Raw genomic sequence first — 13,685 nt, 5'->3', positions numbered from 1 at the left:
TCCTTCACAGGCCGGTCAGGCCGAGGTCGGACGGGGTGCGGGTGACGCGGTCGGCGAACCGTTCGCGGGCGCGGTGGTGCTGGAGGTAGAGCAGGCCGCCCGGGTGGCGGAAGCCCAGGTCGTCGACGGTCAGGACGCGGGCGCCCACGGAGACCTTGGCCCGGATCGGGGCGAGGGAGGTGTCGAAGGCCTCCTCGGTGACGCTGAACTCCGTGAGGCGTACGGGCAGGACGCGGCTGCGGCCCAGGACGAGCACCGTCAGGGGGGCCTCGACGGGGGCCACCTCGATCAGGCCCAGGGCGGCCATCCGGTCCTCCTCGACGAGCTGGGCGACGGTCGGGTGGAGGCCGCTTTCGAGGGCGCAGAGGACGGGCAGCAGCCCGCTCTCGGCCTCGGCCGGGTGGGCGGCGGGGTCCGCCAGCTGTTCGGCGGCGTCGAACTCCGCCTCGAACTTGTACGTCTCGTGCGCGGGCCCCTTGAGCCGCTGGGCCTCCAGCCGGTCCCCGGGTTCGGGGCCGATGCCCTGCGCCTGGACGGTGCGGGTGAGGGAGTCGGGGTTGTACTGGAAGGGGACCGTCCGCAGGGGGCGTCCGGTGTCGGGGGCGAGGAGGACGAAGCCGCCGCGTACGGGGCGGGCCGCCCCGGGGAATCCGGTCACGGGCGCCGCTCCCCGGGCCGGGCGGGTGCGGCGGGGTCCAGGGCCGCGTACACGGACCGGGCGACGGCCCGCCCGTAAGCGGCCGGGCCGTCGGGGGGCGCGGGGGCGCCGAGCGGGGTCTCGGCGCGGCGGACCGCGCGGGGTTCCCAGGGGGCGGGGCGGGTGAGCAGGGCGGTGAGTTCGGCGGTGAGGGCCTCGCGGAAGGCCCGTTCGCGGTGGGCCGGCAGGGCGCGGGGGTCGAGGGCGGTGCCGTCGACGACGAGCCGGTCGATGTGCAGTGCGACCCTCATGAGAGCGCCTCCTCGCGGGTGCCGTCCGGCCGGGGCCGGGTCCAGGTGAAGTCCCGTTCGCGCACGGGGTGCTGGAGTTTGCGGAACTCCTCCCTGGCGGCCCGGAGCACGAGCGGCATGGTGATGACCCCGCCGTCGGCGGCCGCCAGGAAGGCCGCGTTCAGGGCGATGGTGCGGGTCATGGCCCCGCTGACGTCGAGCCGGGCCAGGCGGTCGTAGTCGAGTGCGTCGCGTCCGGGGGCGTGCTCGGGGAACGCCCGCCGCCAGATCTCCGCGCGCCGGGCGGCGTCCGGGAAGGGGAACTCGACAACGAACCGCAGGCGGCGCACGAGGGCCGCGTCCAGTGCGGCGCGCATGTTGGTGGCCATGATGGCCAGGCCCCGGTAGGACTCCATCCGCTGGAGCAGGTAGTCGACCTGCACGTTGGCGTAGCGGTCGTGCGCGTCGCGGATTTCGCCGCGCCGGCCAAGCAGGGCGTCCGCCTCGTCGAGGAGGAGGACGGCGCCGCCCGCCTCGGCGGCGTCGAAGAGGCGGCGCAGGTTCTTCTCCGTCTCGCCGATGTACTTGCTCATCACGCCGGACAGATCCGTGCGGTACAGGTCCAGGCCGAGTTCGCGGGCGAGGACCTCGGCGGCCATCGTCTTCCCGGTCCCGCTGGGCCCGGCGAACAGGGCCGTCACGCCCAGGCCCCGGGTCACGCGGTCGGCGAAGCCCCACCGGTCGTGGACGGTCTCCTGACGGGTGACCTGACCGGCGATCTGGCGCAGCAGTCCGGTCGCCTCCTCGGGCAGGACGAGGTCCTCCCAGCCGACCTCCGGGCACAGCCGCTGGGCGAGCCCGTCGAGCCGGGTCCGGCCGCGGGTCACGCAGGCCTCCCGGATCCCGTCGGGGCCGCCGGCGCGGGCGGCCTCGTGGATGGCGGGGACGTCCATGGCGAACTGCGCGGCGAGCAGGCCCGCCCGGCCGGGGCCGGCCGCCGGGCCCAGGGCCTCGCGCCAGGCGGCGGCGCGTTCGCGGGTGGTCGGCGGCGCGACCTCCACGACGACGGCGCGGCGGCCTTCGGGAGCGGGGTGGGGGTCGCGGGAGGCGAGGAACACGGGGGCGCCGACCCGGCTGAGGAAGCGGCCGACGAGGGCGGGTGCCTCGGGGGCGGCCTCCTCGTCGGCGTCGAGGTAGAGGGCGACGGGCAGCAGCGCGGCCTCCCTGTCCCACAGCCGGGCGAGGTGGTCGAGGTCGGCGGGGTGCGCGGGCAGCAGCGCGGCGGGCAGCCGGTACGGGGTCAGCCCGAACTCCCGGGCCGTGTGGGCCGCGACCAGGTGTTTGCTGCCGGGCTGCGGGCCGGTGAGGTGGAGTACCGGGGGTGTGGCGGACGGCTGGTCCCAGGCGGCGGCGCAGCGGTCGGCGGCGGCCCGCTGCGAGGGGGGCAGCGGGGTGCCGGGCCCCTCGTACGGCAGGGGGGTGACGAGGACGGCGAGGCGTTCGTCGAGGTGGCCGAGCCCCTTGACGTGGTCGACGACGCGTTCGTCGGCGCGGACGGGGCTGGTGACGAGGGCCGACCCGGCGGTGTGGCTGATCTCCACCAGCCGTCGTGCGCGCAGGGTGCCGTGCGGTGAGGCGGCCTCCCAGGTGGGGTCGGGCAGGACGGCGAGGGCGAGGGCGAACGTGGGGTGGGCCATGGCCGCGCTGCCGTGGGCGGCGGCGAACAGGGCACCGACGGCCGGGGAGAGTTCCTCGGCCAGGCACATCAGCAGCACGTCGCGTTCGAAGCGGCTGAGGCCGAGGCGCCGGGCGAGGGTGACGAGCGCGGGCGGCGGTTCGACGTCCTCCGCGGCGGCCACCCGGGCCGCGGCGGCGGCGAGTTCGGCGGGGGCGGGACCGGGGTGCGGGGCGGGGGCCGCGGGCGCAGGTGCGGGCGGGCTGGGGGCGCGCCGGCGCCACCGGGGCGGCGGCGGGGCCGGCCGGCCGGCCGGGGCGGCCTCGGGACCGGCACCGGCACCAGCACCAGCACCAGCACCAGCACCAGCACCAGCCGAGGCGTGGGCGCGGAGCAGGAGGCGCAGCCAGTCGAGGGAGGCGGCGAGGAACTCGGCGTTGCGCTCCTCCCACGCCGTTCCCGGGTCCGGGGCGGCGTCAGGGCGGGCGCCGGTGTCGGGGCGGGTGCGGGTCATCACGTCACCGTCAGCAGCTGGGTCGGGTCGTACGCGGGCGGGTCGGCGCCGGGGTCGGGGACGAGGAGGCTGTCGACGCCGTCGACGCGCAGCCGTACCCGGTGTGCGCCGGGCGGCGCCTGCGGCAGGGCGAAGACGGCGGCGGGGCCCGTGGCGGTGCGGGCGCGGTAAGCGTGTTCCCCGAGCAGCAGGAGGACCTGCTGGCCGGGGGCGAAGGGCGGGACGGCGGTCAGGGCGAACTCGGCGTTCCCGGAGGCGTCGCGGGTGACGGTGGCGGGCAGCGGGCCGGTGATCCTGGGGGCGAGGGCCAGGTACCAGGGGCCGACGGGCAGTTCGGCGCGCGGGGCGCCGGCGAGCAGGGTCACCGCGCACACCCCGGCGGGCAGGGAGCCGGGGAGGGTCAGGGCGAGGCTCCCGGGGTGGGCGGGGGCCGCCGGGACCGGCAGGTCGGCGATGGCCCCGGTGTTGACGTGGGTGAGCCGGACGGCGCCGACCCCGGCCAGGTTGGCGCCGTGCAGCTCGACGGTCTCGCCGGTACGGGCGGCGGCGCGGCCGGCCGGGTAGCGCACGGTGTCGACCCGGGGCGTGGTGGAGCGCACCGCGGCGGACGTGTGCGGGCCGCGTCCGTCCGTACCCCGGCGGAGCACGGGCAGCGGGGTGCGGGGCGGGCGCCGGCTGCCGATGAGCACGGCCCGTACCTCGAAGGCGGCGGTGAGCCGGTAGGGGGTCTGGAAGACGCTCCACAGCGAGTAGATGTCCTTCTCCTCGACCGGGTGCCAGGTGACGCGGATCGAGTCGGCCTGCCGGGCGACGTCGCTGTAGGGGGCGGTCTGCGCCAGTTCGGCGCGGGTCAGGACGGGCCGGGTGTGCAGGGCCTGGAGGGCGCCGCCGAGCAGCCGGTGGGCGAGGAGGTCGTCGCCGTCCGGCGCGAAGGGGGTCAGGAGGTAGCGCAGGACGAGCGGGAGGGCGGGCTCGCCGCTCTCACCGGGGGCCAGGCCCGGCGGGGGGTCGTTGCGCAGGGCCGGGGCGATCTCCGTCTGGTAGAGGAACAGGTTGACCTGGGCGTTGCGCGCCGTGGTGCTGACCTGGTGCGGTGGGTGGACGACGGCCGCCGCGCCGGGGGCGACGGCTTTGACGCCGTCGTCGACGAGGGCGCGCAGGGTCTCGGTGACGGCCTCGATGGCCCGGGCGTCGCTCACCGGGCACCGCCCGACCGGCGGCGCAGGTACTCCTCCAGGGGGACGGCCGGCTCGCGCGGCGGGCGCCGCACGGCCGCCGGGGCGGCGGGCGGGGTGGCGGAGCGGATCTCCAGGCGGCCGATGGTGATGTGGACGGTGGTCTCCTGCGGCCCCGGGACCGCTCGCGGGGGCGCCGGGCGGGCGGTCCCCGGCCCGGGGCGGGGCTCCTGCGGGGGCCCGGGGGGCGGGAGTTCGGCCCGGGCGGGGGCCGGCGGCCGGGCGATGGTCCGGGCCGCCGGGGGCGCGGCGGGGGCCGCCCCGGAGCGCGCCCGCGTCCCGGGATCCGGTACGGGGACGGGCGCGCCGGGGGCCGGTGCGCCCGGGGCCGTCACGGCGGTGCGGTCCTCCGCCGGCCGGGGTCGCGGACCGTCCGGCCCCGTGGGGGCGCCGGCGTGCGGGCCGGCGGCCCCGGGCTCGTGCGGCGGGGTCACGGCCGGGCGGGGGCCGGGCGGGGCCGGGGTGCGGGGGGCCGCCGGGCGGGGCGGGGCGGCTGCCCGCGCCGGGGCGTGCGCGGCGGTGGCGGCGGACCCGCCCGTGGGGCCGTACGGCTCGAACGGGCCGGTGGTGGCGGCCAGTTCGCGGGGCGGGTCGAAGGGGGAGGCCGTCCGGGGGCGGATGGCGCCCGGGTCGGGTATGCCGAGGGCCCGGTCCACGAGGTCGGTCATGCGCCGATCGCCTCCAGGTAGAAGCGGCGCCGGGCGGGGCCGAGGGCGAGGATGTCGGCCTCGGGCCAGCCGTAGGCCAGGGCGAGGGCGTGCACGTCGGCGAGCAGGCCGCGGGCGCAGGCGTCGACGTCGGCCCAGACGTGGGCCGGGACGTCGAAGGGGGCGGCCCAGCCGTGCCCGCACACGGCGCAAGTCAGATCGATCCGCAGGTCGGCGCGGGGGTCGGCCTCGGCGAGGGCCGCCGCGACGGCGGCGACCGCCTCCCGGGGCAACTCCCCTCCCCCGTCCACCGGTAGGCCCTCCACCTCCAGGACGCACCGGCCGACCAGCCGGCGCCGCGCGTCGGGGGCGGCCGGGTCGACGGCCAGCACGTCGAGGCCGGTCAGGGGCCGGTAGCGGACCCGTACGCCGCCCGCCGTCACGGTGGCCTCACCGGGCGGGGCGGGGGCGGGTTGCCGCAGGTCGGACAGCGGGACCGCGACGTCGAGCTCCTCCCCGCAGCCGGGACAGCGGGCCAGGCACTGGAGGTCTCCGGGGAAGCACGCGGCGCGCAGTTCGACGAGCAGCGCGTCGCGGGCCCCCAGCGGCAGTGCGCCGGCCTCGGCGAAGGTGTGCCCGCCGGCGGCCGCCGCGAGGGCCACGGCCCGGACGGCCGGGCCGTGTCCGGCGGCCGCCTCCCAGCCCGCCAGGAGTTCGGCCTCGGTGAGCGCGCGCACGGGTCACACCGCCGGGTCGTCGAAGGAGACCTCGGCCGCCGCCGGCAGGTCGACGTCGCGCACCCAGCCCTCGTTCTCCAGCCGGATGTGCTGGACGAGCACGGCGTTGGCGTTGGCGTCGAGGTCGGAGAGCGGCTGGTACTCCGAGACCCAGCAGTTGAAGACGTGGTACGAGAGCACCTTCTGGCCGGTCTCGTCGTGGACGTCGATGACGATGTCGCGGCGGAAGTCCTTGAGGGAGGTCTCCCGCCCGCCGGCCGCGTTGGTGAAGCTCCAGGTCTTGTTGGCCCACTTCTCGAAGTCGTGGCCGTTCACGGTGACTCCGCGTTCGAGGACGATCGGGTCGAACTCGACGCGGCCGGGCAGCTTGGCGCTGGTCGAGGGGTCGCCGCCGCTGCGGTGTTTGATCACCTCGGCGGTCCGCTTCATCCCGGTGATCTTGTGGACGCCGAGGAACGGCGCGGTGCCGTCGCTGTAGCGGACGCGGAAGCGGAAGTTCTTGAGCGGGTCGACCCGCGCGGTGGTGGCCATCGTCTCGCTCCTCCTCAGACCTGCAGCTGACCGGCGAGCTGCTCGATGTGGATGATCACGAACTCGGCGGGTTTGAGCGGCGCGAAGCCGACGACGACGTTGACGATGCCCCGGTCGACGTCGTTCTGCGGGTTGTTCTCGCGGTCGCACTTGACGAGGTAGGCCTCGCGCGCGGTGGCACCCTGGAAGGCCCCCTGCCGGAAGAGGCCGTTCATGAAGGCTCCGACGTTGAGCCGGATCGAGGACCACAGGGGTTCGTCGTTCGGCTCGAAGACCACCCACTGGGTGCCCCGGTAGAGGCTCTCCTCGATGAACAGCGCGAGCCGCCGCACGGGGAGGTACTTCCACGGGTCGGCGAGCCGGTCCGCGCCGCGCAGGGTCCTCGCGCCCCAGGCCACCGGGCCGATGACGGGGAAGGAGCGCAGGCAGTTGACGCCGAGCCGGTTGAGCCGGCCGTTCTCCGGGTCGGTCATGGGGACGGTCAGGTCGCTGACCCCGGCGAGCGAGGCGTCGGTGCCGGCCGGGGCCTTCCAGACGCCGCGCTGGACGTCGGTGCGGGCCATGACCCCGGCGAGGGTGCCGCAGGGCGCGACGGTGACGGGCACCCCGTTCTGCGCCGGGTCGGGAATGACCAGCTCGGGGAAGTACACGGCGGCGTTGCGCGCGGTGTCGCCGGCGACCGGCGGGGTGGCCATGCCGCTGACGGCCGAGTCGATCCCGGTCCAGGAGGCCGGGGGGTCCACGAGGTACAGGGCCCGGCGCTCCAGGCAGAGGGCGGCCGCGGGGGCGCGGACGGCGGCGGGGGCGCCGGGGAGGCACAGGAGGTTGAAGATGTCGGTCTTCAGGAGCTGGTAGAGGCCCTTCTTGTCGGCCTGGCCGGTGGCACCGCCCTGGTAGTCGGCCGGGCCCGGCGCCGCGCCCTCGGCCCCGCCGAGGGCCTGGGTGTAGCGGGTGGGTTTGGCGTCGTCGAAGGGGTCCTGGCTCGGGTCGGTGGCGGCGATGGGCGCGTGGGCGGTGGGGACGGCGTTCAGCACCGCGCCGGTCGCGGGGACGGCGACCAGGGCGGAGGAGACGAGGGCCTTGTCGAGCGCGTTGGCGTCGGCGGGGCGGGAACTGACGTTCAGGAAGCGCTCGGTGGCGCCGGTGTCCCGGTCGAAGACGGTGAGGTTGTACAGGGTGGGGGCACCGCCGGCCGGGACGGTCTCGCTGGTGTCGTGGTCGACGCGGACCCGCAGGGCGTCGCCCCAGGTCCCTTCGCCGCGCGCGACGAGGGGGACGGGCGTGGAGCCGGGGAGCTGGAGGGCCGAGGCCTTGGCGTTCTTCGTGTCGTCGGAGTCGCCCGTGTGCACGAGCCGTACGACCTCGGCCTCGCTCCCGCCGTTGGCGTAGAACTGGTACACGGCGTACCCGAGGGCCCGGCCGGGGGCGACCCCGCCGAAGACGCGCTGGAAGTCGGCGAAGCTCGTGAGGTGGACGGGCCGGTCGGTGGGTCCCCGTAAGGCCGTCCCGACGAACGCGGCGACGGATGTCGGGACCCCGGTGATGGTGCGGACCGCGCTCTTGACCTCGTCGATGTACACACCTGGATACGTCGGGTTCACCGGCACGTCCGGCCCCCCTCTCGGCTCGGCTGCGGAGCACTCTGCCAGAGCCCGCGTGACCGCAGCGTCACCATCGCGTCACGATGCGTCACCCCTTCTGGAGTCGCGCCGCTTGACCAACCGGCGCTACGTGTCGGTAACTTGAGGCCGTCCATGAGGTTCGACGGAAGGGGAGGCCGTGGCGGACCACGACCTGACCGGCTTCGGCAAGAGCACGTTCACCCACGACGGCGCCACCCGCCGGGTACTGCGCCGGGGAACGGGGCCGGCGGTGATCATCATGGCCGAGGTCCCCGGTGTCACCCCCAAGGTCCTCGAGTTCGCGGAGCACGTCGCGGACGCCGGCTGCACGGCCGTCCTCCCGGTGCTCTTCGGCACGCCGGGCCGGGACGCGAACCCCGCGAGCGCGGGCTGGCCGGGTACCGCCCGCACCGTGGCCTCGACCATGTGGCAGGTGTGCGTGAGCCGGGAGTTCACGCTCCTGGCGACGGGGCGCAGCTCGCGGGTGGTGCGGTGGCTGCGCGCGCTGGCCGCCGCCGAGCACGAGCGCTGCGGCGGGCCCGGGGTCGGCGCCGTCGGCATGTGCCTGACCGGCGGCTTCGCGCTCGCCATGGCCACGGACGAGCGGCTGGTCGCCCCGGTACTGGCGCAGCCCTCGCTGCCGCTGCCCTGGACGCCGGGCCGGGCGGGCACCATCGACATCAGCCCGGGCGAACTGGCCGTGGTCCGGGGGCGCTGCGAGCGCGAGGGGCTCCAGGTCCTGGGGCTGCGGTTCAAGGGGGACCGCCTCTCCCCCGGGGACCGGTTCGCATTCCTGCGCCGCGAGCTGGGCGACGCGTTCGTCGCCGTCGAGCTGGAGGACGCCGCGGCGAACCCGCAGAGCCCCATGCCGGCGCACTCCGTCCTGACGGAACACCTCGTGGACGAGCCCGGCCAGCCGACCCGGCAGGCGCTGGACACCGTCCTCGACCTGTTCCGCGGGAAACTCCTCGGGCAGGAGCCCGCGACCGCCGGGTGAGCCGTACCGCCCGGTTCACCACACGAGCTTGTAGGTGACGTCCTTGTCCACGGGCGCCGGCGCGGAATCCGTGTACAGCAGCCGGATCACGGTGAAGCGCTGGACCCCGGGATGGGTGGGCCAGGGGCGCGGCGCGCTCAGGGTGACCGTCACGGGGTAGGAGCGGAACCGGCCCGCCGCGCAGTCCGGACGGCAGTCGTTGACCATGTCGGTGCCGGTGGCGGTCGCCGTGCTCGCGCCCCAGGTCCGCCAGTGCAGCCCGGCGAGGCGGTTGTTGCCGTCGCCACAGGCGAGGATGTACTCCTCGGGCTGCACCTGGGCGGCGGAGAAGCAGTCCACGACCACGACGGGGTACGGGTCCGCGGGCGCCTGCGCGGCCGCGGGCGCGGCCACCATCGCCGCCGCCAGGGCGGCCGCCGCGCACACCGGGCCGGCCTTCCGCGGCCACGGCCGGGGTGCGCGGGGGCGCCGCCCGTCTCCTGAAGCGTCCACGAGCCCCTCCTCGCCAGTCGGCCCGGCGGCCGGCGCTGCCGCCGCCAGGTCCAGCTTTGCCCATCCGCGCGGGCCGCGCACCCGCAGGGCGCGCGGCCCGCCGCCGTCACTGCTGACAGCGCCCGAAGGTCACCACGTACGTACCCGCCCCGCTCGCCCCGGCCCCGGCCCGGTCGGCCGCGCCGTCCTGGGCCCAGCTGCCGTACTCGCGCAGCGAGCCGTCCAGGATGATCCTGCGGTGGCCCGGGCTGTTCATCCACCAGGTGACGGCGGCCTTCGGGGTGCCCGATCCGCCCCAGCCGGTGTACGCGATCTCGGCGACCGCCCAGGACCTGGGGTTGGGGCAGTAGCCGGCGGCCTTGATGCGGCTCTCCGGGGTGGAGCCGGTCTGCGGGTTGCGGTGCGCGTCCTTCCCCGGCCCCCACCACTTCAGCTGCACGGCCGCCGCGGTGTGCTGCTGGGCGGCCGCCGTGAGGGAGGGGTTGGTGGTCAGGGGTTGCAGTCCGCGCTGCGTCCGCTCGGCGTTGATGAGGCACGCGACGGCGAGCCGCGCCGCGTCGGCGGCGTTGCCCGGCGAGCGGGCGGAGGCGGCGGGGTCGCAGTACGCGGCGGACGCGGGGGCGGCGGCCACCGGTACGAGCGTGGCCGCCAGGCATCCGGCCGTCGCCAGGCTCAGCGCGATCCGGGCCGGCGAAGCGATTCTTCTCACGGGTCCCACCTCCTGCGAACACGACAGGACCAGGAATCAGGAACGGGGTATCGGGAACGGGGTGTCGGGAACGGGGTCTCTCGCGACGGAGACCACCGGGACCGCCGGCCGGCGCCGTGGCGTTCCGGCGCGGGGCTCCCGTCCCAGCCTGCCATCGCACCCCTCCGCCCGCCACGCGGCCGCCCCCGGGCCGGCCGGGGTACGCGGTGCCCTCCCGGTGACCCGGGGACCCGCCGATTCCCGGGACGGCGGCGGGGCGTGTGCGGTTTTCTTAGCGGAGCGTCAGGTCTGGGTGACGGGGCTTGTCCGGGTGCGGTGGCCGTTCCAGGCTGGGCACTTCCCCGCATCCGGGGTGCCTCCCCTCCCCATCAGGGACTTCCGTCTGGAGCCGCCATGTCCTCGTCCGCCGTCTCCCTCGCTCCGCCGCCCGGGGACGAGCGCCGCAGGCGCCGTCTCGCCCTCGTCGGCGGGTCGCTCGGCAACCTCGTGGAGTGGTACGACTGGTTCGTCTACGCGAGCTTCGCCATCTACTTCGCCGATTCCTTCTTCCCCGGCGACAACCCGACCACCCAGCTGATGAACACGGCGGGGATCTTCGCCGTCGGGTTCCTGATGCGTCCCGTCGGCGGGTGGATCCTGGGGCGGGCCGCCGACCGGCACGGGCGCAAGAGCGCGCTCACGCTCACCGTCACCATGATGTCGGTCGCGGCCCTGCTGATAGCCGTCGCCCCGACCTACGGCCAGGCCGGCTACTTCGGCGCCGTCGTGCTGCTGCTGGCGCGGCTGCTCCAGGGGATGAGCATCGGCGGGGAGTACGCGGCCAGCGCCACCTACCTCACCGAGGCCTCGGCGCAGGGCCGGCGCGGGCTCGGCTCCTCGTTCCAGTACGTGTCGATGACCTGCGGTCAGCTCCTGGGCCTGGGGATCCTGATCACGATGCAGCACACGCTGACCAAGCAGCAGCTGGGCAGCTGGGGCTGGCGGATCCCGTTCGTGCTCGGGGCGGTGTTCGCGCTCGTGGTGTTCTGGCTGCGGCGCCGGCTCCAGGAGACGGACGCGTTCAGGGAGGGCGGGGCCCACGACGACAGCGCGCGCGGTTCCCTCAAGGCCCTGTGGGAGCACCGGCGGCAGGCGGGGCTGGTCATGGCGCTGACCCTCGGCGGCACCGTCGCGTACTACACGTACACCACCTACCTCACCAAGTACCTGGTCGGCAGCGCGGGCATGGCCAAGAACACGGCCACGCTGGTGAGTTTCACCGCCCTGGCGCTCTTCGCGGTGCTCCAGCCCTTCGCCGGGATGCTCTCCGACCGGATCGGGCGCCGCCCCCTGCTGATCACCTTCGCGGCGGGCTGCACCGTCGGCACCTACCCGATCATGACGGCGCTGGGCTCGGCGTCCTCGTACTGGCAGGCGCTGGGCCTGTCCCTGCTGGCCCTGGTGATCGTCACCGGCTACACCTCCATCAACGCGGCGGTGAAGGCCGAGCTGTTCCCCACCCGGGTCCGGGCGCTGGGCGTGGCGCTGCCGTACGCGATCGCCAACGCCCTCTTCGGCGGCACGGCGGAGTACGTGGCGCTGTGGTTCAAGAACGGCGGGCACGAGAAGGCGTTCTTCTGGTACGTGTCCGGGTGCGCCCTGGTCTCGCTGGTGACGTACGTGCTGATGCCGGACACGCGGGGCGCGGCGCTGAGCCGGGCCGAGGAAGAGGAGGCGGCGGCGCGGCGGTAGGGCCGCGCGCGGCGGGTGCGGGCCGGCCGGCCGCCGTGCACGTGCCGGGCGGGGCGCGGTCACGGCGGCGGGCCGGCCCTTCGTCACGCGCGCAGGGCGTCCGCCGTGGGGACGACGACGCCGAACATGTCGGTGATCGTCGTCAGGGCGGCGGCCTGGAGGGCCGCGGCGGGCAGGACGGTGCCGTCCGGGGCGGTCAGGGCGCGGGTGGCGGTGGCCTCGGCGACGACGGTGGGCCGGTAGCCGAGGTTGAAGGCCTGCTGGGCGGTGAAGGTGACGCACATGTGCGTCATGAACCCGGCCAGGACGAGGTCCTTGCCGCCGCCGGCGCCGAAGCCGAGGCCTTCGAGGGTCTTCTCCAGGCCGGTGGCCTGGAAGGCGTCGGGGAAGTGCTTGACCACGACCGGCTCGCCCTCGGCCGGGGCGACCTCGTCGCTGAGGGCGCCGATGTGCTCGCGGACGTCGTACGGGCTGCCCTCGCCGCCGTCGTGGACGACGTGGACGACGGGGGTGCCGGCGGCACGGGCCCGCTCCAGCAGGCGGGCGGCGGCCGCGAGGGCCTCCTCGGCGCCCTCCAGGGCCATCACGCCGGTGCGGTAGGTGTTCTGGAAGTCGATCAGGACCAGGACGGAATCGGCCAGCCGGGGCGGCTCGTTGTCCAGTCCGCTCAGCACGCGCAGGGTGGTGGACGCGGTCGGGGTGGTGGTGGTGGTCGTGGTGCTCATCGGGTGCCTCTCATCGGGATGCGTGGCGCCGGAAACGGGCAGGGCACGGCGGCCCGCCCGGCACGGCGCCGGTGGGAAGGGGTGGGGTACCGCCTAGGCGGTCTGCGTGCGGAAGCGGCGGCGGTAGGCCGCCGGGGTGGTGGCGAGCTGACGCCGGAAGGCCCGGTGCAGGGTCTCCGCGGAGCCGAGTCCGGAGCCGGCAGCCACCTGGTCGAGCGGGCAGTCGGTGGTCTCCAGCAGGCGCCGGGCCAGTTCGACGCGGACCGCTTCGACGTAGGCGGCGGGGCTGGTGCCCGTCTCCTGTTTGAAGACGCGGGCGAAGTGCCGTTCGCTCAGGCACATCCGGGCGGCCAGAGCCGGCGCGGACAGGTCGGCGTCGGGGTGGTCGGCGATCCACAGCCGTAGTTCGTCGATCTCCCGCCGCCCGGCGGCCGGGCGGCTGAGCGGAACCGAGAACTGGCTCTGGCCGCCCTGCCGCTTGAGGTACATCACCAGCTGCCGGGCCACGGCGAGCGCGGTCTGCTCGCCGAGGTCCTCGGCCACCAGGGCCAGCGCCAGGTCCAGGCAGGCGCTGATGCCGGCCCCGGTCCACAGCCGTCCCCGGTCGGTCCGTACGAAGATCGGGTCCGGGTCGACCGTGACGTCCGGGTGGTCGGCGGCGAGCTGGGCGGCGGTCGACCAGTGGGTGGTGGCCGTCCTCCCGTCGAGCAGCCCGGCGGCGGCCAGCAGGTGGGCGCCCACGCACACCGACGCGACGCGCCGGGCGTGCGGGGCGGTCTGGCGCACCCAGGCGACGACCTCCTCGTCGACCCGGGCGACCGGGCCGTCCCCGGTCATGTCGACCGCGCCGGGCACGAGCAGGGTGTCCACCTCCGCGCCGACCTCGGCGAAGGTCACGTCGGTCAGCAGCCGTACGCCCGCCGACGTGCGCACGGCCCCGGCGGCGGGCCCGGCGAGGCGGACCTCGTACCCGGCCCGGCCCGCGGTCTCGCGGTTGGCCAGCGCGAAGACCTCTGCGGGGCCGGTGACGTCGAGGAGGTCGACATCGGGGAAGACCGCGATGACGACACGGTGTGCGGTGGGCATGCGCCCATCCTCCCCGCGGCCGCCGTACGGCCGCAATGACGCTTCCCCGTCACATTC

At 75.9% G+C, this 13,685-nt stretch carries 14 protein-coding genes; 2 read left to right on the top strand and 12 right to left on the bottom strand.

The genetic code is table 11. The features are described from left to right. Positions 1-4: 4 nt before the first annotated feature. From ABT403_RS01760 to ABT403_RS01725, 8 genes are read right to left on the bottom strand one after another with little or no spacing between them, the layout of a single operon-like run. Positions 5-658 carry a hypothetical protein gene (locus tag ABT403_RS01760; RefSeq protein ID WP_344167140.1) on the bottom strand — a complete coding sequence of 218 codons (654 nt, stop codon included), beginning with the start codon at positions 656-658 and terminating at the stop codon, positions 5-7. Beyond that, the gene (locus tag ABT403_RS01755) at positions 655-948 is read right to left on the bottom strand and encodes a hypothetical protein (RefSeq protein WP_344167142.1); all 294 of its coding nucleotides are present in this window, start codon (positions 946-948) and stop codon (positions 655-657) included. Before ABT403_RS01755 ends, ABT403_RS01760 begins: the two co-directional genes overlap by 4 nt. Then, positions 945-3,116 carry an ATP-binding protein gene (locus tag ABT403_RS01750; protein WP_344167144.1) on the bottom strand — a complete coding sequence of 724 codons (2,172 nt, stop codon included), beginning with the start codon at positions 3,114-3,116 and terminating at the stop codon, positions 945-947. The genes ABT403_RS01755 and ABT403_RS01750 overlap by 4 nt, the downstream gene beginning before the upstream one ends. Next, the gene (locus tag ABT403_RS01745) at positions 3,116-4,315 is read right to left on the bottom strand and encodes a Pvc16 family protein (protein ID WP_344167146.1); all 1,200 of its coding nucleotides are present in this window, start codon (positions 4,313-4,315) and stop codon (positions 3,116-3,118) included. Before ABT403_RS01745 ends, ABT403_RS01750 begins: the two co-directional genes overlap by 1 nt. Next, on the bottom strand, positions 4,312-5,019 hold the full coding sequence (locus ABT403_RS01740; protein WP_344167148.1) for a hypothetical protein: 708 nt from the start codon (positions 5,017-5,019) through the stop codon (positions 4,312-4,314). Before ABT403_RS01740 ends, ABT403_RS01745 begins: the two co-directional genes overlap by 4 nt. Continuing rightward, positions 5,016-5,735: a hypothetical protein gene (locus ABT403_RS01735; protein ID WP_344167150.1), complete on the bottom strand. Its 720-nt coding sequence runs from the start codon at positions 5,733-5,735 to the stop codon at positions 5,016-5,018. Before ABT403_RS01735 ends, ABT403_RS01740 begins: the two co-directional genes overlap by 4 nt. 3 nt (positions 5,736-5,738) lie before the next feature. Further along, positions 5,739-6,266 (bottom strand): phage tail protein, encoded by a 528-nt coding sequence (locus ABT403_RS01730; RefSeq protein WP_344167152.1) that lies wholly within the window; start codon positions 6,264-6,266, stop codon positions 5,739-5,741. A 14-nt stretch (positions 6,267-6,280) separates the two neighbouring features. Continuing rightward, positions 6,281-7,873 carry a phage tail sheath family protein gene (locus tag ABT403_RS01725; RefSeq protein ID WP_344167154.1) on the bottom strand — a complete coding sequence of 531 codons (1,593 nt, stop codon included), beginning with the start codon at positions 7,871-7,873 and terminating at the stop codon, positions 6,281-6,283. A gap of 172 nt (positions 7,874-8,045) precedes the next feature. Here ABT403_RS01725 and ABT403_RS01720 point away from each other — a divergent pair, with 172 nt between their 5' ends. Continuing rightward, complete coding sequence (locus tag ABT403_RS01720; protein WP_344167156.1) at positions 8,046-8,885, top strand: dienelactone hydrolase family protein; 840 nt, start codon at positions 8,046-8,048, stop codon at positions 8,883-8,885. Positions 8,886-8,900: 15 nt separating this feature from the next. On the opposite strand, the gene ABT403_RS01715 is transcribed toward ABT403_RS01720, so the two are convergent. Beyond that, positions 8,901-9,377, bottom strand: coding sequence for a hypothetical protein (locus ABT403_RS01715; protein ID WP_344167158.1), 477 nt, complete (start codon positions 9,375-9,377; stop codon positions 8,901-8,903). Positions 9,378-9,483: 106 nt separating this feature from the next. Continuing rightward, positions 9,484-10,086: a CAP domain-containing protein gene (locus tag ABT403_RS01710; protein WP_344167160.1), complete on the bottom strand. Its 603-nt coding sequence runs from the start codon at positions 10,084-10,086 to the stop codon at positions 9,484-9,486. A 393-nt stretch (positions 10,087-10,479) separates the two neighbouring features. On the opposite strand from ABT403_RS01710, the gene ABT403_RS01705 reads away from it, so the two are divergent. Next, entirely contained in the window at positions 10,480-11,817 is a 1,338-nt protein-coding gene (locus tag ABT403_RS01705; RefSeq protein WP_344167162.1) for an MFS transporter, read from the top strand. 83 nt (positions 11,818-11,900) lie between these two features. Here ABT403_RS01705 and ABT403_RS01700 read toward each other — a convergent pair whose 3' ends face one another. Then, positions 11,901-12,542, bottom strand: coding sequence for an isochorismatase family protein (locus ABT403_RS01700; protein WP_344167164.1), 642 nt, complete (start codon positions 12,540-12,542; stop codon positions 11,901-11,903). 93 nt (positions 12,543-12,635) lie between these two features. Beyond that, on the bottom strand, positions 12,636-13,628 hold the full coding sequence (locus tag ABT403_RS01695; protein ID WP_344167166.1) for a GlxA family transcriptional regulator: 993 nt from the start codon (positions 13,626-13,628) through the stop codon (positions 12,636-12,638). Positions 13,629-13,685 lie beyond the last annotated feature (57 nt).

Source organism: Streptomyces sp. NPDC000075, assembly GCF_040301925.1.
GTDB classification, from domain to species: Bacteria; Actinomycetota; Actinomycetes; order Streptomycetales; family Streptomycetaceae; genus Streptomyces; species Streptomyces polychromogenes.
Note: the sequence above shows the minus strand (reverse complement) of the source record. Positions and strands in the feature narration are given on the sequence as shown.

Coding starts and splice junctions, on each gene's coding strand:
- ABT403_RS01755 (WP_344167142.1), bottom strand. CDS start 948: ATGAGGGTCGCACTGCACATCGACCGGCTCGTCGTCGACGGCACCGCC.
- ABT403_RS01750 (WP_344167144.1), bottom strand. CDS start 3,116: ATGACCCGCACCCGCCCCGACACCGGCGCCCGCCCTGACGCCGCCCCG.
- ABT403_RS01740 (WP_344167148.1), bottom strand. CDS start 5,019: ATGACCGACCTCGTGGACCGGGCCCTCGGCATACCCGACCCGGGCGCC.
- ABT403_RS01730 (WP_344167152.1), bottom strand. CDS start 6,266: ATGGCCACCACCGCGCGGGTCGACCCGCTCAAGAACTTCCGCTTCCGC.
- ABT403_RS01705 (WP_344167162.1), top strand. CDS start 10,480: ATGTCCTCGTCCGCCGTCTCCCTCGCTCCGCCGCCCGGGGACGAGCGC.
- ABT403_RS01700 (WP_344167164.1), bottom strand. CDS start 12,542: ATGAGCACCACGACCACCACCACCACCCCGACCGCGTCCACCACCCTG.
- ABT403_RS01695 (WP_344167166.1), bottom strand. CDS start 13,628: ATGCCCACCGCACACCGTGTCGTCATCGCGGTCTTCCCCGATGTCGAC.